21 protein-coding genes are annotated in these 20,787 nt (G+C 63.7%); 11 read left to right on the forward strand and 10 right to left on the reverse strand.

What is annotated here, in order from left to right; all coding sequences use genetic code 11:
• Positions 1-76 precede the first annotated feature (76 nt).
• From hisS to hisG, 3 genes are all read left to right on the forward strand, one after another.
• On the forward strand, positions 77-1,591 hold the full coding sequence (gene hisS / locus GGR23_RS07375) for a histidine--tRNA ligase (protein ID WP_183365525.1): 1,515 nt from the start codon (positions 77-79) through the stop codon (positions 1,589-1,591).
• A 235-nt stretch (positions 1,592-1,826) separates the two neighbouring features.
• Complete coding sequence (locus GGR23_RS07380) at positions 1,827-2,954, forward strand: ATP phosphoribosyltransferase regulatory subunit (protein ID WP_183365526.1); 1,128 nt, start codon at positions 1,827-1,829, stop codon at positions 2,952-2,954.
• Positions 2,951-3,646: an ATP phosphoribosyltransferase gene (hisG, locus tag GGR23_RS07385; RefSeq protein WP_183365527.1), complete on the forward strand. Its 696-nt coding sequence runs from the start codon at positions 2,951-2,953 to the stop codon at positions 3,644-3,646. Before GGR23_RS07380 ends, hisG begins: the two co-directional genes overlap by 4 nt.
• A gap of 4 nt (positions 3,647-3,650) precedes the next feature.
• Here the strand turns inward: hisG and GGR23_RS07390 are convergent, their stop codons facing one another.
• Together GGR23_RS07390 and GGR23_RS07395 are read right to left on the reverse strand one after the other, a co-directional pair.
• Positions 3,651-4,007, reverse strand: coding sequence for a PilZ domain-containing protein (locus GGR23_RS07390; RefSeq protein ID WP_183365528.1), 357 nt, complete (start codon positions 4,005-4,007; stop codon positions 3,651-3,653).
• A 164-nt stretch (positions 4,008-4,171) separates the two neighbouring features.
• Complete coding sequence (locus tag GGR23_RS07395) at positions 4,172-4,609, reverse strand: DoxX family protein (protein WP_183365529.1); 438 nt, start codon at positions 4,607-4,609, stop codon at positions 4,172-4,174.
• A 255-nt stretch (positions 4,610-4,864) separates the two neighbouring features.
• Here GGR23_RS07395 and GGR23_RS07400 point away from each other — a divergent pair, with 255 nt between their 5' ends.
• Positions 4,865-5,566, forward strand: a complete 702-nt coding sequence (locus GGR23_RS07400; RefSeq protein WP_183365530.1) for a glutathione binding-like protein — start codon at positions 4,865-4,867, stop codon at positions 5,564-5,566.
• Positions 5,567-5,639: 73 nt separating this feature from the next.
• Here the strand turns inward: GGR23_RS07400 and GGR23_RS07405 are convergent, their stop codons facing one another.
• The 3 genes from GGR23_RS07405 to groES all read right to left on the reverse strand — a co-directional run bounded on the left by GGR23_RS07405 (position 5,640) and on the right by groES (position 9,182).
• Complete coding sequence (locus GGR23_RS07405) at positions 5,640-6,104, reverse strand: hypothetical protein (RefSeq protein WP_183365531.1); 465 nt, start codon at positions 6,102-6,104, stop codon at positions 5,640-5,642.
• 1,080 nt (positions 6,105-7,184) lie between these two features.
• Positions 7,185-8,822 (reverse strand): chaperonin GroEL, encoded by a 1,638-nt coding sequence (gene groL / locus GGR23_RS07410; RefSeq protein WP_183365532.1) that lies wholly within the window; start codon positions 8,820-8,822, stop codon positions 7,185-7,187.
• Between the two features lie 63 nt (positions 8,823-8,885).
• Entirely contained in the window at positions 8,886-9,182 is a 297-nt protein-coding gene (groES, locus tag GGR23_RS07415; protein WP_183365533.1) for a co-chaperone GroES, read from the reverse strand.
• A gap of 170 nt (positions 9,183-9,352) precedes the next feature.
• On the opposite strand from groES, the gene chrA reads away from it, so the two are divergent.
• The 3 genes from chrA to GGR23_RS07430 all read left to right on the forward strand — a co-directional run bounded on the left by chrA (position 9,353) and on the right by GGR23_RS07430 (position 12,768).
• Positions 9,353-10,807 (forward strand): chromate efflux transporter, encoded by a 1,455-nt coding sequence (gene chrA / locus GGR23_RS07420; protein ID WP_382342270.1) that lies wholly within the window; start codon positions 9,353-9,355, stop codon positions 10,805-10,807.
• A gap of 88 nt (positions 10,808-10,895) precedes the next feature.
• Positions 10,896-11,747: a TIGR01459 family HAD-type hydrolase gene (locus GGR23_RS07425; protein ID WP_183365534.1), complete on the forward strand. Its 852-nt coding sequence runs from the start codon at positions 10,896-10,898 to the stop codon at positions 11,745-11,747.
• Positions 11,748-11,787: 40 nt separating this feature from the next.
• The gene (locus GGR23_RS07430; RefSeq protein WP_183365535.1) at positions 11,788-12,768 is read left to right on the forward strand and encodes a bifunctional riboflavin kinase/FAD synthetase; all 981 of its coding nucleotides are present in this window, start codon (positions 11,788-11,790) and stop codon (positions 12,766-12,768) included.
• Here GGR23_RS07430 and GGR23_RS07435 read toward each other — a convergent pair whose 3' ends face one another.
• The 4 genes from GGR23_RS07435 to parS form a co-directional block, all read right to left on the reverse strand.
• Positions 12,769-12,987 (reverse strand): type II toxin-antitoxin system RelE/ParE family toxin, encoded by a 219-nt coding sequence (locus tag GGR23_RS07435; RefSeq protein ID WP_246365027.1) that lies wholly within the window; start codon positions 12,985-12,987, stop codon positions 12,769-12,771. It lies immediately after the preceding gene.
• 127 nt (positions 12,988-13,114) lie between these two features.
• The gene (locus GGR23_RS07440) at positions 13,115-13,348 is read right to left on the reverse strand and encodes a ribbon-helix-helix domain-containing protein (protein ID WP_183365536.1); all 234 of its coding nucleotides are present in this window, start codon (positions 13,346-13,348) and stop codon (positions 13,115-13,117) included.
• Between the two features lie 84 nt (positions 13,349-13,432).
• Positions 13,433-13,861 carry an RES family NAD+ phosphorylase gene (locus GGR23_RS07445; protein ID WP_183365537.1) on the reverse strand — a complete coding sequence of 143 codons (429 nt, stop codon included), beginning with the start codon at positions 13,859-13,861 and terminating at the stop codon, positions 13,433-13,435.
• Positions 13,862-13,864: 3 nt separating this feature from the next.
• Positions 13,865-14,281, reverse strand: a complete 417-nt coding sequence (gene parS, locus GGR23_RS07450) for a type II RES/Xre toxin-antitoxin system antitoxin (protein WP_183365538.1) — start codon at positions 14,279-14,281, stop codon at positions 13,865-13,867.
• 306 nt (positions 14,282-14,587) lie between these two features.
• On the opposite strand from parS, the gene ileS reads away from it, so the two are divergent.
• The 4 genes from ileS (at position 14,588) to GGR23_RS07470 (ending at position 20,286) form a co-directional block, all read left to right on the forward strand.
• Positions 14,588-17,494 (forward strand): isoleucine--tRNA ligase, encoded by a 2,907-nt coding sequence (ileS, locus tag GGR23_RS07455; protein ID WP_183365539.1) that lies wholly within the window; start codon positions 14,588-14,590, stop codon positions 17,492-17,494.
• A 158-nt stretch (positions 17,495-17,652) separates the two neighbouring features.
• Complete coding sequence (locus GGR23_RS07460) at positions 17,653-18,279, forward strand: hypothetical protein (protein WP_183365540.1); 627 nt, start codon at positions 17,653-17,655, stop codon at positions 18,277-18,279.
• Between the two features lie 117 nt (positions 18,280-18,396).
• Entirely contained in the window at positions 18,397-18,897 is a 501-nt protein-coding gene (locus tag GGR23_RS07465; RefSeq protein ID WP_183365541.1) for a GNAT family N-acetyltransferase, read from the forward strand.
• A 114-nt stretch (positions 18,898-19,011) separates the two neighbouring features.
• Entirely contained in the window at positions 19,012-20,286 is a 1,275-nt protein-coding gene (locus GGR23_RS07470; RefSeq protein WP_183365542.1) for a hypothetical protein, read from the forward strand.
• Between the two features lie 3 nt (positions 20,287-20,289).
• Here the strand turns inward: GGR23_RS07470 and GGR23_RS07475 are convergent, their stop codons facing one another.
• Positions 20,290-20,739 carry a nucleoside deaminase gene (locus GGR23_RS07475; protein ID WP_183365543.1) on the reverse strand — a complete coding sequence of 150 codons (450 nt, stop codon included), beginning with the start codon at positions 20,737-20,739 and terminating at the stop codon, positions 20,290-20,292.
• Positions 20,740-20,787: the final 48 nt, after the last annotated feature.

A 20,787-nucleotide genomic window follows, 5' to 3' on the forward strand; every position in this document is an offset into this window, starting at 1 on the left:
CTCCGCCCTTGCCGCTGCGGGCTCAATCCGCTAGGAACCGCACGAACAGAAAGCCTCGGTAACCAAGAGTCCCGACATGAGCGAAAAGTCAAAGAAACCGCAGAAGCTGAAAGCCCGCTTGCCTCGTGGTTTTGTCGATCGCCATGCCGGCGACATCCGCGCCGTCGAGGAGATGGTGGCGAAGATCAAGGCGGTCTACGAGCGCTACGGCTTCGATCCCGTCGAAACCCCGCTCTTCGAATATACGGATGCGCTGGGCAAGTTCCTGCCCGACAGCGACCGGCCGAACGAGGGCGTGTTCTCGCTGCAGGACGACGACGACCAGTGGATGAGCCTGCGCTATGACCTGACCGCGCCGCTCGCCCGCCACGTGGCCGAGAACTTCAACGAGATCCAGCTTCCCTACCGCACCTATCGTGCGGGCTATGTCTTCCGCAATGAAAAGCCCGGCCCCGGCCGCTTCCGCCAGTTCATGCAGTTCGATGCCGACAGCGTTGGCGCCCCCGGCGTCCAGTCAGATGCGGAAATGTGCATGATGATGGCAGATACGCTCGAGGCGCTCGGCATCAGGCGCGGCGATTATGTGATCCGCGTCAACAACCGCAAGGTTCTCGACGGCGTGATGGAGGCGATCGGCCTCGGCGGCGAGGAGAATGCCGCCCGGCGTCTCAACGTGCTGCGCGCCATCGACAAGCTGGACAAGTTCGGCGAGGAAGGCGTGCGCCTGCTGCTCGGCGAGGGCCGCAAGGACGAAAGCGGCGACTTCACCAAGGGTGCGGGCCTGAACGAGGAGCAGATCGGCAAGGTTCTCTTCTTCGTCGGTATCAAGAATTACGCCGAAAGCGCAGACGCGCTGGCGGCACTTGTGGCAGGCACGTCGAAGGGTGCAGAAGGCGTCGAGGAACTGAACCTCATCGGCGCGCTGGTATCGGGCGCCGGCTATGACAGCAGCCGCATCAAGATCGATCCCTCCGTCGTGCGCGGCCTCGAATACTATACCGGCCCGGTCTACGAGGCCGAGCTCACCTTCGACGTCACCAACGAGAAGGGCGAGAAGGTCGTCTTCGGTTCGGTTGGCGGCGGCGGGCGCTATGACGGGCTCGTTTCGCGCTTCATGGGCCAGCCGGTGCCGGCCACGGGCTTCTCCATCGGCGTTTCGCGCCTGATGACGGCGCTGAAGAACCTCGGCAAGCTCGGTCAGGACGAGGTGCTGGCACCTGTCCTCGTCACGGTCATGGATGGCGACGTGGAGGCCATGGGCCGCTACCAGCGCTTCACCCAGGCCCTGCGCAACGAGGGTATCCGCGCCGAGATGTACCAGGGCAACTGGAAGAAGTTCGGCAACCAGCTGAAATATGCCGACCGCCGCGGCTCGCCGGTCGCGATCATCCAGGGCGGCGACGAGCGCGCCTCGGGCGTCGTGCAGATCAAGGACCTGATCGAGGGCAAGCGCCTTTCCGGCGAGATCGAGGACAACGCCACCTGGCGCGAGGCGCGGGTGGCCCAGGTCACCGTGCCGGAAGCCGAGCTTGTGGAAACCGTCAAGCGCATCCTCGCCGAACAGGCAGAGGATCGGGCGAGGGCGAAGTGAACATGTTGCCGAGGGCTTTCCCCTCCCCCTTGTGGGGAGGGGTCAGGGGTGGGGGTATCTTGGCGCACCGGCTTGCTGTCGCGCGCAAGAATGATATCTCCCGCCTTGCCCGGACAGTCCTTTCTTTTCGTGCGGAATTACCCCCACCCCTGACCCCTCCCCACAAGGGGGAGGGGAAGGTTGCCGCAAGTGCTTCCTTCCCGAAGGGAGGCCGTCAATGTCCCGAGGTCACCCCATGCCTCTGATGAAACTTCCCGCCTTTGCGGCAGAACTCTCCGGCCTGCTTGCCGCGCGTGGCACGGAGCGGGTCGATACCGCCGTGATCCAGCCGGCCGAGCCCTTCCTCGACATGGCCGGTGAGGATCTCCGCCGCCGGATCTTCATGACCGAGAGCGAGACCGGGGCAAGCCTTTGCCTGCGGCCGGAATTCACCATTCCCGTCTGTCTGCGCCATATCGAGACCGCCACCGGCACGCCGCGGCGCTATTCCTATCTGGGTGAGGTCTTCCGCCAGCGGCGCGACGGTCCGAACGAGTTCTATCAGGCCGGCATCGAGGATCTCGGCGATGCCGCGACCGATGCGGCCGACAGCCGTGCGATCGGCGATGCGCTCGACATTCTGGCGGCGCTGCTGCCGGGCCGGACGATCACCACGATTCTCGGCGATCAGGCGGTTTTCGAGGCCGTGGTCGGAGCGCTCGGCCTGCCGTCCGGCTGGCAGAAGCGCCTCATCCATGCTTTCGGCAACATGGCGCAGCTCGAAACCTGGCTCACGCGGCTTGCCGAGCCGCAGCCGGTGACGGGCCTGACGGACGAGGTCCGCGGCCTTCTCGAAGCCGGCGACGAGGCGGCGCTGATCGGCTGGATCGACCGCACGATGGCCGCAACCGGCTATTCCACCAATGCAAGCCGCAGCCCCGAGGATATTGCCCGGCGGCTGAAGCAGAAGCTGGCGCTCGCGGAAACCCGGCTCGATCCCGGCAAGATCGCCGTCCTCCGCCGCTTCCTCTCGCTCTCGGTTCCGCTTTCGGAAGCACCCGCCGCGCTCGACGGCTTTGCGGCAGGGGCGGGGCTGGATCTCGGTCCGGCGCTCCAGGCGTTCCGCGAGCGGGTCTCGGCGCTCACGCGCCTCGGCGTCGATGCCGCCGCGATTACCTACCGCGCCGCCTTCGGGCGACCGCTCGATTACTACACCGGCCTTGTCTTCGAAATGACCGGTCCGAACGGTGCCGTGCTTGCGGGTGGCGGGCGGTTCGACCGGCTGCTGACGCTGCTGGGCGCCGAGCGTGCCATTCCCGCCGTGGGCTTCGCCCTCTGGCTCGACCGGATCGAAACGGCCCGCGCGACAGGAGGCGAGGCATGACCATCACCATCGCACTGCCCTCCAAGGGCCGGATGAAGGACGATGCATCGGCCATCTTCGAACGTGCCGGGCTGAAGATCTCCGGCATCGGCAACGACCGCAATTATCGCGGCCGGGTCGACGGGCGGGAGGACATCGAGATTGCCTTCCTGTCCGCGTCCGAGATTGCCCGCGAGATCGGCAATGGCGGCGTCGATTTCGGCGTGACGGGCGAGGACCTGGTGCGCGAGGGGCTGGCGGATGCGGATCGCCGGATGGAGATTGCCGCCCGCCTCGGCTTCGGCCATGCGGATGTGGTGGTTGCCGTGCCGGAAATCTGGCTCGATGTCGCCACCATGGCCGATCTCGGCGATGTGGCGGCGGATTTCCGCACCCGCCATGGCCGGCGGCTTGCCATCGCAACCAAATACTGGCGCCTGACGCAGCAGTTCTTTTCCTCGCAGCACGGGATCCAGCTTTACCGCATCGTCGAAAGCCTGGGCGCGACGGAAGGCGCCCCGGCCGCCGGTTCCGCCGATATCATCGTCGACATCACCTCCACCGGCTCGACCCTTGTCGCCAACCATCTCAAGATCCTTGACGACGGGGTCATCCTGAAGTCGGAGGCCTGTCTCGTGCGCGCAAAAAAGCCCGCGCACGAAGGCAGCGGGCTTGTGTCGGAGATCGTGGAGCGCGTTCGCGCGGCGCTCTGAGCCTTTAGCGCAGCACGCGTGGCATCGGCTTCATGTCCTCGTGGAAGAAGCGGAAATAGGATGCCACCTGCGCATAGGTGCTGGAGGTGTGCTTCAGGCGCACGCCCACCGTGCCGTTGCGATACCAGGAAACGGTTCCGTTCAGGTGCCCGAGTTCCTTGCCGTAGAAGGAAACGGGGATGCCGGGCGTCATTTCCCGGGGCTGCTCGAGCGCCAGGCCGATGCCCTGCTCGGAGAGATTGACGACCCGGCACATGATTTCCGCGTTCATGTATTTGAGGCGACCGAAAAGGCGCACTTCCGAACGCGCTTCCTTGCGTGCCTTGATCCCGCCCGCTGCTGCCTGACCTGCCGTCGTCATATCGTCCGTCTCCCGCTTTTATCGTTGGGGGCAGACTAGCAGCCACATATTGTATATTCATAAATCTGCATGGTTCACCAAGGGTAACCGCAGCAGGCGGCATTCGATCGAAAAAGCCCCCCGCTGGCGCGGAGGGCGAGGCATGGGAACAGGCGTCGTGCCGATCAGGCGAGGGCAGGAGCGCCGCGGCGGGCGTCGACGGAGAGCGCGCCTGCACCGACCGTTGCCAGCAGGATATAGGCGCCGGCCAGCGTCAGGTTCTTCATCAGCATGATCTGGTTCAGCGTGGACAGCCAGCCATTGGCTTCCGGCGGGAAGGTCGGAACATTGATCGCGCTGCCGTGGAAGACAAAGCCGGTGAACACGCAGAAGATGGCCAGCGCCCAGCCGACGATGCGGACCTGATAGCCGACCAGCACGGCCAGACCGGCCACCAGTTCGAAGAGACCGGCAAGATAGGCAAGCGCGGTCGGGGCCGGCAGGCCGGCGCCGGCAATCATCCCGGCAGTGCCGGACGCATCCATCAGTTTGCCGAAGCCGGCCATGATGAACATGAAGGCGAGCAGGACGCGGGCCACCAGAATAAGGATATCGCGAGACATGGAAAACTCCCTGGCATGGTGTGATCCGCCCGGCCCGGGGCCGGAAACGGTTTCGAGACGATCGCCGCGCCACTATGGCGGAGCGAACAACTGTCGTAATGGTTACCCATTTCTTGACAAAAGCGAAATATAAACAACCAACGACACATCGTTCAAAATTCCTGAACGAATGCCGATAAAGTTTTATGGTATTTCTGTATTGCGGGCTTCGTATGCGGTTCCTACCTTGCCTGTCGAACCAACGGAGACCCTGTCATGACCGATCTTTCCGCCTTCCCCGTCACCCGCCGCTGGCCGGCTGCCAATCCCGACGTGCTCCAGCTTTACTCGCTCGCGACGCCGAACGGCGTGAAGGTATCCATTGCGCTCGAGGAGCTCGGCATTCCCTACGAGGTTCACAAGGTGACCTTTGCCGACAATTCCCAGAAGAGCCCGGAATTCGTGTCGCTGAACCCGAATGGCCGCATCCCCGCCATCCTCGATCCGCACGGTCCGGGAGGCAAGCCGCTCGGCCTGTTCGAATCCGGCGCGATCCTCGTCTACCTTGCGGAGAAGGCCGGCAAGCTCCTGCCGTCCGATCCCGCTGCACGCTACGAAACGCTCGCCTGGGTGTTCTTCCAGATGGGGGGAGTGGGGCCGATGTTCGGCCAGTTCGGCCATTTCTTCAAATATGCCGCCGACAAGGTCGCGAACAATTCCTATCCGGTCGAGCGCTATCGCGACGAGGCAAAGCGGCTTCTCTCCGTGCTCGAGGCGCGGCTTGAGGGGCGCGACTATCTGATGGGCGACGAATACTCCATCGCCGACATCGCCACCTTCCCGTGGGTGCGTGGCACCGATGTGTTCTACAATGCGCGCGAGGTTCTGGAGCTGGACAGCTTCCCGCGGGTGATGGCCTGGGTGGAGCGCTGCTGGGCGCGGCCAGCAAGCCAGAAGGGCTGGGCAGTACCGGCCTGAGGCGGGGCTCGCGCACTGCTTCACGTAACCCGGCCGAAAGGCCGGGTTTTTTCATGGGTGTGGCTGGACGCCTTCAGGCGAAGCGCGCAATGAAGGGCAGGGGCACCTCGGCGATTTCCGCTTCCACCTTGAAGCGCGGAAAGATGAAAATGCCGCGCAGCGTCAGCCCGCATTCCTCCTGTTCCCGCAGCGAGCGGGCGATGCAGAAGACCGGCTGGCTGCGGCCCTGGCCGAGCTGCAGCGAGGAGGAGAAGCAGAAGGACGAGGGTGCTGCCGCGGCCTGTTCGAACAGGCTGAGAATGTGACGGCGGTCCTGCGGGTCGTAGGCACGGGTCAGGCTGGTAAGTCCGCAGCGGCCGGAACCGAGATTGTGCAACGCCGCCGTCCACCGGCCGACGCTGATGACCCCTTCCTCCAGATCGGCGGACCAGTCTTCCGAAATGCAGTAATCCGAAAGGGCAGCCTCGCTCCCCGCGCCATCGGCGATGGCGGGCATGCGGGCAGGATTCCGTCCGGCAGTCTCGACGATCTTGAACACCTCAATCCCCCAGTTCGGCTGTGGCGGCAGCCGTCTTGCGCTCGATCCAACCGGCGCTGGAAAGCTTCCGGTTGCATTTCGAAGTCACGCCAGAACGAGCCCGGGCAGGTACCGTCGGGCTTCGCTGGCCGCGTTCCGGGAATTTACGGGTGCCCCAACCCCTGACGGGACAATCATAAACCGGCGGAACAACAATAGGTGCGGTGATGTCCATCCGCACGCACCGCCATCTGTTATAGCCGGAAAACGGCATCTTGTTGTGATATGGCGACGGCCGAACAAATCATTTCGGCGAACGGATGTATAAATAAGGTATGGAATATTGCAATCCCATTTTATGGCTGCATAAATTCACAGTATTAACCGCTGGGTTGCAGGAAGCCCCTGCCGATTTCTGGTTCTCCGGCTGGCGAATACCTGACAAAAGTCAGAAAACACCAATGCCCCTCCGCCGCTGCCCTTCTCGCGGGATCAGCTGGTTCAGGCTGATACAGTATTGTTATCATTGATGTTTGCGTGATGGTGGCGGGAGCGGCAACGCTCTTCCTCTGCCGTCCGGCACCTCCCTCTGTCCCTGCGGGCGTGGAGATTGGCGATGTGCACCCGCGCCGCACGGTGTGGTGGAGTTTGCCGATGCGCACCCCCCTCTGCCCTGCCGGGCATCTCCCCCTCAAGGGGGGAGATTGGGATGGGGATTCTTGGGGCAGTCCCCAGCCACCTTTTTGCGGATGAGACGCCAGTTGTCTGGGGAAATCAAAAACCGCAATGTCGATCTCCCCCCTTGAGGGGGAGATGCCCCGGCAGGGGCAGAGGGGGGTGCGGTGCGGCAAACTCCACGCCCTGCCAGGCAGGGGGGTGCGGTGCGGCAAACTCCCCGCCGTGGCTGCAGAAGGATTCAGCGCGCTAATCCCGCTTCGCGCCGTCCCTGGTAAGCAAAAAAAGGCGGCCCCTGAGAGCCGCCTTCCTGATGTCAGTCCTGTTGGACCGACATATTACATCATGCCGCCCGTTCAGCGCGCTTGACGCGCTGAACCATGCTTGGTTATGGGCGGCTTTATGATGTTCAGGCCTTTGGCCTGATTACATCATGCCGCCCATGCCGCCCATGTCGGGCATGCCGGCGCCGGCCGGTGCATCCTTCTTCGGAGCGTCGGCGATCATGGCTTCGGTGGTGATCAGCAGCGAGGCAACGGACGCGGCGTCCTGAAGCGCGGTGCGGACAACCTTGACCGGATCGACGATACCCATGGCGATCATGTCGCCATATTCGCCGGTCTGGGCGTTGTAGCCGAAGTTGTCGTCCTTGGTTTCAAGGATCTTGCCGACGATGATCGATGCTTCGTCACCGGCGTTCTCGGCGATCTGGCGGCACGGAGCCTGGAGCGCGCGGCGAACGATGTTGATGCCGGCTTCCTGGTCCTGGTTTGCACCCTTGGCCGAGATCTTCTGGGCGGAGCGGAGGAGGGCGGTGCCGCCACCGGGGACGATACCTTCCTGAACGGCAGCGCGGGTCGCGTTGAGCGCGTCGTCGATGCGGTCCTTCTTTTCCTTCACTTCGATTTCGGTCGCACCGCCGACGCGGATGACGGCAACGCCGCCTGCGAGCTTTGCCAGGCGCTCCTGGAGCTTCTCGCGGTCGTAGTCGGAGGTGGTTTCTTCGATCTGGGCCTTGATCTGGGCAACGCGGCCTTCGATTTCAGCCTTCTGGCCTGCACCGTCGACGATCGTGGTGTTTTCCTTGGAGATCGCAACCTTCTTGGCACGGCCGAGCATGTCGAGCGTGACGTTCTCGAGCTTGATGCCGATGTCTTCGGAGATGACCTGGCCGCCGGTGAGGATCGCGATGTCCTCGAGCATGGCCTTGCGGCGATCGCCGAAGCCCGGAGCCTTGACGGCAGCAATCTTCAGGCCGCCACGCAGCTTGTTGACGACGAGCGTTGCAAGGGCTTCGCCTTCGACGTCTTCAGCGATGATGACGAGCGGCTTGCCGGTCTGCACGACGGCTTCGAGAACCGGCAGCATGGCCTGGAGGTTGGAGAGCTTCTTCTCGTGAAGGAGAATGAAGGCGTCTTCCAGCTCGGCAACCATCTTTTCGGCGTTGGTCACGAAGTAGGGCGACAGGTAGCCGCGGTCGAACTGCATGCCTTCGACGACTTCCAGCTCGGTTTCGGCGGTCTTGGCTTCTTCAACCGTGATGACGCCTTCGTTGCCGACCTTCTGCATGGCTTCGGCAATGTCGAGGCCGATCTGGCGCTCGCCGTTGGCGGAGATGGTGCCAACCTGTGCGACTTCTTCGGAGGTGTTGATCTTCTTGGCCTTGGCCTGGAGATCGGCAACCACTTCGGAGACCGCGAGGTCGATGCCGCGCTTCAGATCCATCGGGTTCATGCCGGCAGCAACGGCCTTGGCGCCTTCGCGAACGATGGCCTGGGCAAGAACGGTGGCGGTGGTGGTGCCGTCGCCGGCGATGTCGTTGGTCTTGGAAGCGACCTCACGAACCATCTGGGCGCCCATGTTCTCGAACTTGTCTTCCAGTTCGATTTCCTTGGCAACCGAGACGCCGTCCTTGGTGATGCGCGGTGCGCCGAAGGACTTGTCGATGATGACGTTACGACCCTTCGGGCCGAGGGTGACCTTTACGGCATCCGCCAGGATGTCGACGCCGCGCAGCATCTTTTCGCGTGCGGTACGGCCAAACTTGATATCTTTTGCAGCCATTTCTCTTAACTCCCGGGCCTCAAGTGCCCACTGGTTGTCAATTCAAAGGATGGGGTTCGGCTATCAGCCGATGATGCCCATGATGTCGGCTTCCTTCATGATCAGAAGGTCTTCGCCGTTGAGCTTCACTTCGGTGCCGGACCACTTGCCGAACAGGACGCGGTCGCCGACCTTGACGTCGAGAGCAACAATCTTGCCGGATTCATCGCGGGCGCCCGAGCCGACAGCGACGATTTCGCCTTCCTGCGGCTTTTCCTTTGCGGTGTCCGGAATGATGATGCCGCCCTTGGTCTTTTCTTCAGACTCGACGCGACGAACGACGACGCGATCGTGGAGCGGACGGAAATTGGTGCTTGTCATTGTCTAATCCCTCGATCAAATGACTTGGCGGATCGCTCATGGGACCCGCGTGGATGGGTGTTAGCACTCACCTTGGTCGAGTGCTAGCGGCTTGGAGATAAGGATGGCCCTTCGGAGAGTCAAGAACGGCACGCTGAAAAAAATCGGCGCCGGGCCGCGGAGCGCAAAGCGTGGTTAAGGCCATCAAGCGGCCCCCGGCTGCCGAGGACAGTCCCGAGGTGGATCCACCGGGTCTGGCGCGGGCCAGTCTCACCTGGGCAAAGATCGGTTTTCTCAGCTTTGGCGGGCCGGCAGGCCAGATCGCCATGATGCATCGCATCCTGGTCGAGGAGAAGAGGTGGATCGGCGAGGAGCAGTTCCTGCATGCGCTGAACTTCTGCATGCTGCTTCCCGGCCCCGAGGCCCAGCAGCTCGCCACCTATTGCGGCTGGCTCATGCACGGCAAGCGGGGAGGGGTTGTCGCCGGCTCGCTTTTCGTCCTGCCGGGACTTGCGGTCATCCTGCTGCTCTCGAGCCTCTATGCGCTCTACAGCGATACCCACTGGCTGGACAGCCTGTTTCTCGGCCTGAAGGCCGCGGTGCTTGCGATCGTCGTCGACGCGCTGATCCGTGTCGGGCGGCGGGCCCTCACCAGCCGCTTTCACCAGGGGGTGGCGCTTGCGGCCTTCCTTGCTCTCTTCCTCTTCAACCTGCCCTTTCCGCTGGTCATCCTTGCGGCTGCGGCCTCCGGCTATCTGGCCCTGCGGCGCGGCCTGATCGACAAGCCGAAGCTCAAGAAGCTTCCGGCCCTCAAGGGCAAGCGCCCGAAGAAGCCGGGCCTGACGGCCACGCTGAAGACGGTCCTGGTCTGGGGGGCGATCTGGATGGCGCCGCTGCCCATTCTATGGATGCTGCCCGCCGATCCGGACCTGATCGCGGAAGTGATGACCGGCGCACCGAATACCTTCGCCACCGTGTTTCTCTTCTTCTCCAAGATGGCGCTGGTGACCTTCGGCGGAGCCTACGCGGTGCTTGCCTATGTGGGGCAGACGGCCGCCAGCCATTATGCCTGGCTCAATGCGGGCGAGATGCTGGACGGACTTGCGCTTGCGGAAACGACACCCGGGCCGCTGGTGCTGGTGCTGTCCTTCGTGGGCTTCCTGGCCGGCTATCGCAACCCCTCCGGCTTTCCGGCGCTGGCGGGCGGTCTTGCCGGCGGGGTGCTGGCCGCATGGGCCACCTTCCTGCCGAGCTTCCTCTTCATCTTCGCCGGCGCGCCCTACATCGAGAGGCTGCGCACGAACAGGGCCCTCTCCGGCGCCCTTTCCGCCGTCACCGCCGCGGTGACGGGCGTCATTCTCAACCTCTCCGTCTGGTTTGCGCTTCACGTCATCTTCCGCTCCAGCCACCGGGTGGCGCTGCTGACCTATTCCACGGGAACGGGCGCCGGCGAGACCGCGCTGCCGCTGATGTCGCTGCCTGTCCCCGATGTGACGACCATCGATCTGCCCGTTGCGCTTCTCTCGGCGCTGGCGCTGCTGCTCGTCTTCCGGTTCAAGGCAGGCATGGTCACGGTGCTGGGCATATCGGCGGCGCTCGGCTTCGGCTGGCGCCTGCTTGCACCCTCCCTGGGTTTCGCACCATGAGGAAGACGAAATTTTGGGCGGATGCGCTTGCCTTCCGGGGCGTCCTTTGTCATGTCACCCACACCGAACCTTATGGACTGGAATGATCATGGCCGAGCGCATCCAACGTTTCGAGGACATCACGCCGAATTATGACGTGGTGCTTTGCGATGTCTGGGGCGTCCTTCACAACGGGGTCGACGCCTTCGCCGAGGCATCCGACGCGCTGATCGCAGCGCGCAAGGCGGGTGCGACCGTCGTGCTTCTCACCAACTCTCCCCGTCCGACCCCTGGTGTCACCGCACAGCTGCGGCTGATCGGCGTGCCGGACGAGGCCTATGACGGCACCGTCACCTCCGGCGACGTGACCCGCAAGCTGATCGCGGAAGGCCCGAAGAAGGTCTTTCTTCTCGGTCCCGAGCGCGACCTGCCCCTGATCGAAGGCCTCGGGGTCGAGCGGACCTCCGCGGAAGAGGCGGGCGCCATCGTCTGCAGCGGCTTCTTCGACGACGAGCGCGAGACGCCGGAAACCTATCGCGAGATGCTTTCGGCCTTCATCGCCCGCGGCGTGCCCATGATCTGCGCCAATCCCGACCTGGTGGTCGAGCGCGGCAGCCGGATCATTCCCTGCGCCGGAGCCATCGCCCAGCTTTACGACAGGCTGGGCGGCGAGACGCGGATCGCCGGCAAGCCGCACCGGCCGATCTACGAGGCAGCGCTTTCGCTGGCGGCCGGCCTTCGGGGCGGCACGCTGGACAAGGCCCGCGTGATCGCTATCGGCGACGGCATGGTGACCGACGTTCGCGGCGCTCTGGATCACGGTCTCGATCTCCTTTACATCAGCGGCGGCATTCATGCCGCGGACTATGTGCAGGAGGGCCGCACCAACGAGGCTCTGCTTGCGGACTTCCTCGCCAGGCACGATGCGCATGCCCGCTACTGGATGCCGCGGCTGGCCTGAGCCAGGCCCGAGGGGACAAAACGGATTTCAAGGACCTGCAATGACCGTCTTCCATCGCAATGACAGTCTTTCTCCCCTGCCGGATCACCTGAAGGGCGGGGTCGTGGCCATCGGCAATTTCGACGGTGTCCATCGCGGTCATCGCGCCGTGCTGGAACGGGCGCTGCAACTGGCCGAGGCCCGGGGACGCCCGGCGCTGGTCTTGACCTTCGAACCGCACCCGCGCTCGGTCTTCAAGCCCGATCAGCCGGTTTTCCGCATCACGCCCGCGCCGCTGAAGGCCCGCATCCTCGAGGCGCTCGGCTTCCAGGGCGTCATCGAATATCCGTTCACCCTTGAATTCTCGCAGCGTTCCCCGCAGGACTTCATCCAGTCGATCCTGATCGACTGGCTGGGCGTTTCGGATGTCGTGACCGGCTTCGATTTCCATTTCGGCCGCAACCGCGAGGGCGGACCCGCCTTCCTGATGGATGCCGGCACCCGCCACGGCTTCGGCGTGACGCTGGTCGATGCCTTCCGAGATGAAAATGCCGATGTCATCTCCTCCAGCCGCATCCGCGACCGCATTGCCGAAGGCCATGTGGCCGAGGCCGCCGGCCTGCTCGGCTATCGCTACACGGTGGAAGCGGAAGTGATCCACGGCAAGCAGCTCGGCCGCACCCTCGGCTACCCGACCGCGAACATGGCACTGCCCATGGAAGTGCCGCTCCGGCCTGGCATCTATGCGGTCAAGTTCCGCATGGGCGACGGATCGATCCACAATGGCGTCGCCAGCTTCGGCCATCGTCCGACGGTGACCGAAAACGGCCGCGCGCTCCTCGAAACCTTCGTCTTCGATTTTTCCGGCGATCTCTACGGACAGGTCTGCGCCGTATCCTTCTTCGGGCATCTGCGCGACGAGCAGAAATTCGACGGCCTCGAAGCCCTCGTGGTCCAGATGGAGCAGGACGACCAGGAGGCCCGCGCACTGCTTGCCGGTGTCACCCCGCTCGGGCCTGTGGATGCGGCGGTTTGCTTCTGATTACCGTTCACCGAACAGCAGGCGGTTCATGTCCATGCTTGCGCGAACCACATGCGGGATGACGACCGTGTCGCCCGACTGGCGATAGAGGATCAGATAGTTTCCATGCACCCGGCGCCGTATATTCCTGTCCCGATGGGAGGCAAACAGCGGAAAGGCGAGGGGAATATCGGCAAGTTCCTCGCATTTCTCGGAGTTCAGCGAGGAATGTGGCCGCACGGGCCGGGTTGTGCTCAGCGATGAAATCACCGATCGCGACCAGGTCTGCCACTGCCTTCGAGGTGGAGACGACGTCCATTGTGAAAAGGTCTTAATTAAACAGATAGAAAAAGATGCGTCCGCCGGATCAACTGGCGAAGCGCGTCACAAGCCTGGCCCGCACATCCGCTGCGGAATGGATCCGGCCGGCGCCGAGATCCGCAAGTCCCTCTTCGATGCCGGCGTCTATGGACTGGAGAAGGCGCTCTCGCTCCGCAACGAGGCGAACACCTTCATCCAGCACGTCGCCAGGCGTGGAAAAGTGGCCGCTTTCCACCGGCTGCTCCACGGTCTCTTCGAGATTGCCTGGATCGTTTCTCATGCAGGATACTCCCCGGTTCATGAGCGACAGCTTAACAGGAAGGCGCCTGCCCGTCCATCATGGCTTTTGCCGGTTTGCTTCTGATCAGCGCTTCAGCCGCTGGTCGAACGGATACTGGTAGGTCGCCGCAATCGCGATGTCACCCGCAAGCGGATGCCGGGGATTGATGAGGATGTTCCGGGCCGCCGGCATGACGGCCGACGGCACGTCGATCAAAAGGGTTTTTGCGTCTTCGAGAAGCCGCGAGCCTTCCGCCTGTGTTCCGGCGAGATCGGCAAAATCGGCGGTTTCAACCCGGTGGATCGGCGCGCCGCCGGGGCAGGTGATCTTCAGCAGCTGGTAGTGGCTCGGTACATCTTCGAAATCCATGTGAACAAGAATTTCGAGCATGGCCGTCGAGGGGTGGTCGGCGCAGTAGGTCACGGGCAATCCCTGCCGATGCCAGCGCCCCGGGGCCAGCAAGCCCCCACGTCCGCTGAGGTCGGCGAAGGCCGAGATGCGCCAGATATCCATGGCTCAGAGGAAAATGCCGTGTTCGATGCGGTTGAGCTCCTGTTCCACGAGCAGGGCACCGCTTTCGGAAGGAAGAAGTTCGATCGGCGCCACCCCTTCCAGGGCCCGACAGGGCTTGCGCAACCAGCGCTCGGCCTTGGCCTCGTCTCCAAAAACACGACGGGAATGGGCGGCAATGCGCTCCACCCGCAAGAGGCTGTCGTTTTCCTGTATCGTCAGCGGTTCGTTCGCTTGCAGGCGGCGGGCAAGCGTGCGGCGGGGCGCCACCAGGCGATAGATTTCCTCCTGCGAGAACCCGTATTGCCTCAGCCGGTCAACCGCGCGCGCGGAGTGGATCCGGTAGGCACCGCCCGAAGCGGTGGCGACCCGTTGCGAAAGAATCTCGTCCCGCTGCGGTATGCTGTGTGCAAGCTCGGTCATGACGGAAGATCCTTGCTTTTGCCAACTGCCCTTCAATATAGGCGCAAATGGCACGATGCTCAAGCGGAGCCAAAACCCCTTTCCTTTCGCGGGAAAAACGCTTAAACAACCGGCCATCATGAGCAAGCTCTTCCGGCGTCCTATTCTTCGAATTATTGGCCCGGCCTTCCGCGCGATCTGACGCTGCTGGAAGTCCGGGATTTCTGGCGTTCGCCGCAAGGCCGCGAACGCAAGCCCTCACGCCTCTATCCCCAAATCCAAAGCGCATGAAGCCCGTCGGGGCCGCGCTCCAGAATGGCCGAGACCATGACCGAGACCGAAACCAAGATCGATTATTCCACCACGCTTTACCTGCCGCAGACCGATTTCCCGATGCGTGCCGGCCTGCCGCAGAAGGAGCCCGAAATGGTGGCCCGCTGGCAGAAGATGGACCTTTACAAGCGGCTCCGCGCCTCCGCCGCCGGCCGGGTGAAATTCGTGCTGCATGACGGCCCGCCCTATGCCAACGGCAACATCCATATCGGCCACGCGCTGAACAAGATCCTCAAGGACGTGATCGTCCGCTCCTTCCAGATGCGCGGCCGCGATGCCAACTACGTGCCCGGCTGGGATTGCCACGGCCTGCCGATCGAATGGAAGATCGAGGAAAAGTATCGCGAGAAGGGCAAGAACAAGGACGAGGTTCCGGTCAACGAATTCCGCAAGGAATGCCGCGAATTCGCCAGCCACTGGATCGGCGTGCAGACCGAGGAGTTCAAGCGCCTCGGCATTGAGGGCGATTTCGAGAACCCCTACACGACCATGGCCTTCCACGCCGAAGCCCGCATCGCCGGCGAACTGCTGAAGATCGCCAAGAGCGGCCAGCTCTATCGCGGCTCGAAGCCCGTCATGTGGTCGGTGGTCGAGCGCACCGCGCTCGCCGAAGCCGAAGTCGAGTATCAGGATTACGAGAGCGACACCGTCTGGGTGAAGTTCCCGGTCACCAAGGGGCCGGAAGATTTTGCCGGCGCATCCGTCGTCATCTGGACGACCACCCCCTGGACCATGCCGGGCAACCGCGCAATCGCCTTCTCCTCGCGCTATCCTTACGCGCTCTTCGAGGTGGAAACCGCTGAAAACGCCTTCGGCCCGCAGCCCGGAGACCGGGTGATCTTCGCGACCCGTCTGGCCGATGATTGCGCCGCCAAGGCCAAGGTCTCGCTGAAGATGGTCCGCCACATCGAGCCGGAAGAGCTCGGCACGGTCGAATGCGCCCATCCGCTCGCCTCGCTCGGCTATTCCTTCCGTGTGCCGCTTCTCGATGGCGATCACGTCACCGACGATGCCGGTACCGGCTTCGTGCACACCGCACCCGGCCACGGCCGCGAGGACTTCGATGCCTGGATGGCGGAAGCCCGCAATCTGGAAGCCCGCGGCATCTCCTCGAAGATCCCCTTCACGGTCGACGATGCCGGCTTCTACACCGCAGACGCGCCCGGCTTCGGCCCGGATCGCGAAGGCGGACCTGCGCGCGTCATCGACGACAAGGGCAAGAAGGGCGATGCGAACGATGCCGTCATCAAGGCGCTGATCGCGGCCAACAACCTCTTTGCCCGCGGTCGCCTGAAGCACACCTATCCGCACTCCTGGCGTTCCAAGAAGCCGGTGATCTTCCGCAACACGCCGCAGTGGTTCGTCTACATGGACAAGACGCTCGACGACGGACGTACGCTGCGCGACCGGGCGCTTTCCGCCATCGACGACACCCGCTTCGTGCCCGCCGCCGGCCAGAACCGCCTGCGTGCCATGATCGAGGGCCGTCCGGACTGGGTGCTCTCGCGTCAGCGCGCCTGGGGCGTGCCGATCGCCGTCTTCTGCGACGAGAAGGGCGAGATCCTGGTCGATGACGCCGTCAACGCCCGCATCCTCGAGGCCTTCGAGCAGGAAGGCGCCGATGCCTGGTTTGCCGACGGTGCCCGCGAGCGCTTCCTCGGCGACCGCGCCTCCGAAGGCTGGACGCAGGTGAAGGACATTCTCGACGTCTGGTTCGACTCGGGCTCCACCCACACCTTCACGCTGGAAGACCGTCCGGATCTCAAGTGGCCGGCGGATGTCTATCTGGAGGGTTCCGACCAGCATCGCGGCTGGTTCCATTCCTCGCTGCTCGAAAGTGCGGCGACCCGTGGCCGCGCGCCCTATGACGCCGTCATCACCCATGGCTTCACCATGGATGAGAAGGGCCAGAAGATGTCGAAGTCGCTCGGCAATGTCGTCTCGCCGCAGGACGTGATGAAGGAATCGGGCGCCGATATCCTGCGCCTCTGGGTCATGACCACCGACTACTGGGAAGACCAGCGCCTCGGCAAGACGATCATCCAGACCAACATCGACGCCTATCGCAAGCTGCGCAACACCATCCGCTGGATGCTCGGCACCCTGGCGCATGACAAGGGCGAGGAGATCGCGCTTGCCGACATGCCGGAACTCGAAAGGCTGATGCTGCACAAGCTGGCCGAACTCGACCGGCTGGTCCGCGACGGCTACGATGCCTTCGACTTCAAGAAGATCTCCCGCGCGCTGATCGATTTCTCGAATGTCGAGCTCTCGGCCTTCTACTTCGACGTCCGCAAGGATGCGCTCTATTGCGACGCGCCCTCGAGCGTGAAGCGCCGCGCCTCGCTGGCCGTCATCCGCACGATCTTCAACTGCCTCGTCACCTGGCTTGCGCCCATGCTGCCCTTCACCACCGAAGAGGCCTGGCTGTCGCGCTATCCGGAGAAGGAGAGCGTGCATCTCGAGCAGTTCCCCGAGGTTCCGGCCGAATGGCTGAACCCGGCACTGGACGAGAAGTGGGAAAAGATCCGCACCGTCCGCAAGGCGGTGACCGGTGCTCTGGAAATCGAGCGCCGCGAAAAGCGGATCGGCTCTTCGCTGGAAGCGGCCCCCGTCGTCCACGTGGCGGACAAGGACCTTCTGGCGGCGCTGTCCGGCCAGGATTTTGCGGAAATCTGCATCACCTCGGCCATCTCGGTCGTGGAGGGCGAGGGGCCGTCGGACGCCTTCCGGCTGGACGACGGTACGAAGGTGGCGGTCGAGCCGAAGCTCGCTTCGGGCAGGAAGTGCGCCCGCTCCTGGAAGATCACCGACGATGTCGGGTCGGACCCGTCCTATCCCGACGTATCCGCCCGCGATGCGGCGGCGCTGCGCGAGCTGGGCGTTGCCCCGGCTGCGTGAGGCGGCCAAATTGAGGATGACCGGCCGGATGAATTGCGCTTTCGTGGTTCATCCGGTACAACCGGCCTGAAATTGGCCGGATTTCCGCGGCAGGTGACATTCGACAAGGGTGTGCCGCCTGTCCTGGAGTGGCGCACCGGCGAGGCTGGAAGGGTTACATGAGCAATCTGCGTGCTATTCGCGTTATCGCCGGGCTGACCGGTCTTCTCGCAGCGACCGCGGCCTTGAGCGGCTGCGTCAGCAGCCCGACCTACGGGACCGGCACGACGGCTGCCGAACAGCTGGTGGACGACATCGGTGCAGCCGCGACCATCGGTGGCGGCGGCAAGAAGAAGAACATCAAGTATGCACCGCGTCCGGGTCTGGTCGTTCCCCCGGCCGGCGAACAGACCGCGCTGGTAACGCCGCAGCCTTCCGTTGCCGACAAGGACAACGGCCAGTGGGCCGAAAGCCCCGAGGAAATGCGCGCCCGTCTGGCCCAGGAAGCGGAAGACAACCGCAACAATGCAAGTTATCAGTCGCCTCTGGCGAAGGGTCCGGGCTTCGGCGACAAGCCGGGCGTGTCCTCCCAGGCGCAGTTTGCCCAGTTCCGCCAGAACATCCAGACCCAGAAGGGCAACTACGAAGGCCGCCGCTATCTTTCCGATCCGCCGCCGGTCTATCGCCAGGCCGATCCGGCAGCGCTTACCGATCTCGGCGAACCGGAAAAGGTCAAGGAAAAGCGCCGCCGCAAGGCAGCCGTGGTCGAAGGAACCGGCGCCAGCTGGTGGCAGCCCTTCCAATAAGCGGCTCTCCCAAGAATTCGGGGTCGCCTTTTGGCATGAAACCACGCATGGTCACGATGGCCGCCCCGATCCGGGCGGCCATTTTCATGTCCGCACACAAAGCATGAGGAATTCGACATGACGTTTGTCCTTCGCCCGGCCACGCCCGACGACGCAGCCACCATTCTGCGCTTCATCCGGGAGCTGGCTGCCTATGAGCGCGCCGAACACGAGGTCGAGGCGACGGAAGAGACCATCCGCAGCTCGATCTTCGGCGAGGGGGCGGTCACGCGGGCGCTGATGTGCGAAGTCAACGGCAAGGCTGCAGGCTTTGCGGTGTGGTTCTACAACTATTCCACCTGGCAGGCCCGCAAGGGGCTCTATCTGGAAGATCTCTACGTAACGCCGGAGTTCCGCGGTTCGGGCGCCGGCAAGCTCATCCTGCGCAAGCTGGCCGAAATCGCGGTGAAGGAAGGCTGCGGCCGCTTCGAATGGAGCGTGCTGGACTGGAACGAACCGGCGATCCGCGTCTACAAGGCCATCGGTGCCGAACCGCAGGACGAGTGGGTCCGCTACCGGTTGTCGGGCAAGGCACTGCACGATTTCGCCGCCGGCGTGACAGAAGCCGCACCCGCCTGAGGTCAGGCACTCAAGCATTGCAGCTCCCAAAAATGGTTTTCCCGGCGAGATTGCTTTGCCGGGCGATCAGGATAGTCTGCGCGCATTCGCAAACCTCCCTTCCTGGACCTTTGGATGCGCCCGACTTTCCTTGCCCTCCTGACTGCATTTCTTTCCGCCACCACCGTTGCCGAGGCAGCCGAGGCCTGGACCTACAAGGGCACGTTGGGGAAGTTTCCCATCATCGTGGAAATGACCGAGCTTGCCGCCGACGGCACGCGTCAGGCGCGGTACAGCTATCTCGCAAAGGGCGTGGACATCCCGCTGCATGCCCCGGCTTCGGATGAGGAGGACAGCTTCACCTTTGCGGAGGAAGCGCCCTGCACGCCGAAAACCTGCGTTTCCTCGATGAGCGGCGACGGCACGAACCAGAAGCCGGCGCCGATTGCCGCCGACTGGTCGCTGACCTTCTCCGACGAGGGCAACCACCTTTCCGGAACCTGGAAGGACCGCAAGAGCGGCAAGACCCTGCCGGTCGAGCTGGACTATGTGGAGACGCGCAATGTGGATGCGGAGTTCGATTCCGCCCTGCCGCTGGTTCTGGACAGCCTGCTCGATTCCGAACGCATCGAGAGCTTTCCCTATGACGACCTGAAGTTCCAGCGGCCCTACAAGAAGGGTCCGGTCCAGGAGTTCAACGGAGCCAGGTTCCGGATCGACGAAGACCCCCGCATCGCGCTCGGCTATCCCGCCATCGAGTCGCTCGAAGGGGCCAGCCCCGATGCGGCCAACCGCTGGCTCCAGGATCAGCGCATCCGCATGTCGCTGCGCGATTTCGCCTGTGCTGCCCGGGCCTACCAGGATTTCGGCTGGGACGAGAACGTGATGGCGGACAAGAGCCCCTATCGGTCCGATCAGATGGCCCGGCTGGAATACCTGTCGGACCGCCTCGTCGGTCTGACCGAAAGCGGTTCCTTCTTCTGCGGCGGCGCTCATCCAGACAATTTCTGGAACTACCGCCTCGGGGACGTGAAGACGGGCAAGACCGTTGCACCCGAAAGCCTGGTCAAGGGCTTCACCTTCCGCGATTACAACGACAAGCCGATGGACCCTGCGGACGCGAGTGAGGAAAACCCCGGCCAGTACAAGCCGGACGCCAGCCTCGTCGAGCGGGTGAAGAAGGAGCGTCCGATCGACGAAAGCGAGGCCGAAAGCGGCTGCGAAATGGACACCTTCATCCGCGAGAACCTCTCCGTTGCCTTCAAGGGTCACAATCTCGTCTTCGTGCTGAAGGATCTGCCGACCTATGCGGCCGCCTGCTACACCGATCTCTATTCCATCCCGCTGACCGAGGCGCGCGATTACCTGACCGCGGAGGGCCAGCGCTATTTCGTCGAGCTCGACCGGTAAGGACTAGCGGCGCTCCGCAAAGAACTGCCGGAGAATCTCCGCCGCCTCGCGCTCGGCAATACCGGAATAGACATCGGGAGCGTGATGGCAGGTCGGCTGCCGGTAGAAGCGTGCGCCGTGATCGACACCGCCGCCCTTCGGATCCTCCGCGCCGTAGTAGAGGCGGCGGATCCGTGCGAAGGAAATGGCCGCGGCACAGAGGGTGCAGGGCTCCAGCGTGACATAGAGATCGGCGCCTTCGAGACGTTCGTCCTCAAGTGCCGCGCAGGCCGCGCGGATCGCCAGCACCTCGGCATGGGCGGTCACGTCGCGCAGCTCGCGGGTGCGGTTCCCCGCCGCGCCGATCACCCGGCCATCCTTCACCACGACGGCACCGACGGGCACTTCGCCCCGCCTTGCAGCGGCGCGCGCTTCCTCGAGCGCCCGCTCCATGTACGGATTTGTCTCCGTCATCCGCAGATTTCCTCTTAACCCCGGCCTTTCGACCTGATAGGACACCGG

This window comes from Gellertiella hungarica, assembly GCF_014197145.1.
GTDB classification, from domain to species: Bacteria; Pseudomonadota; Alphaproteobacteria; order Rhizobiales; family Rhizobiaceae; genus Gellertiella; species Gellertiella hungarica.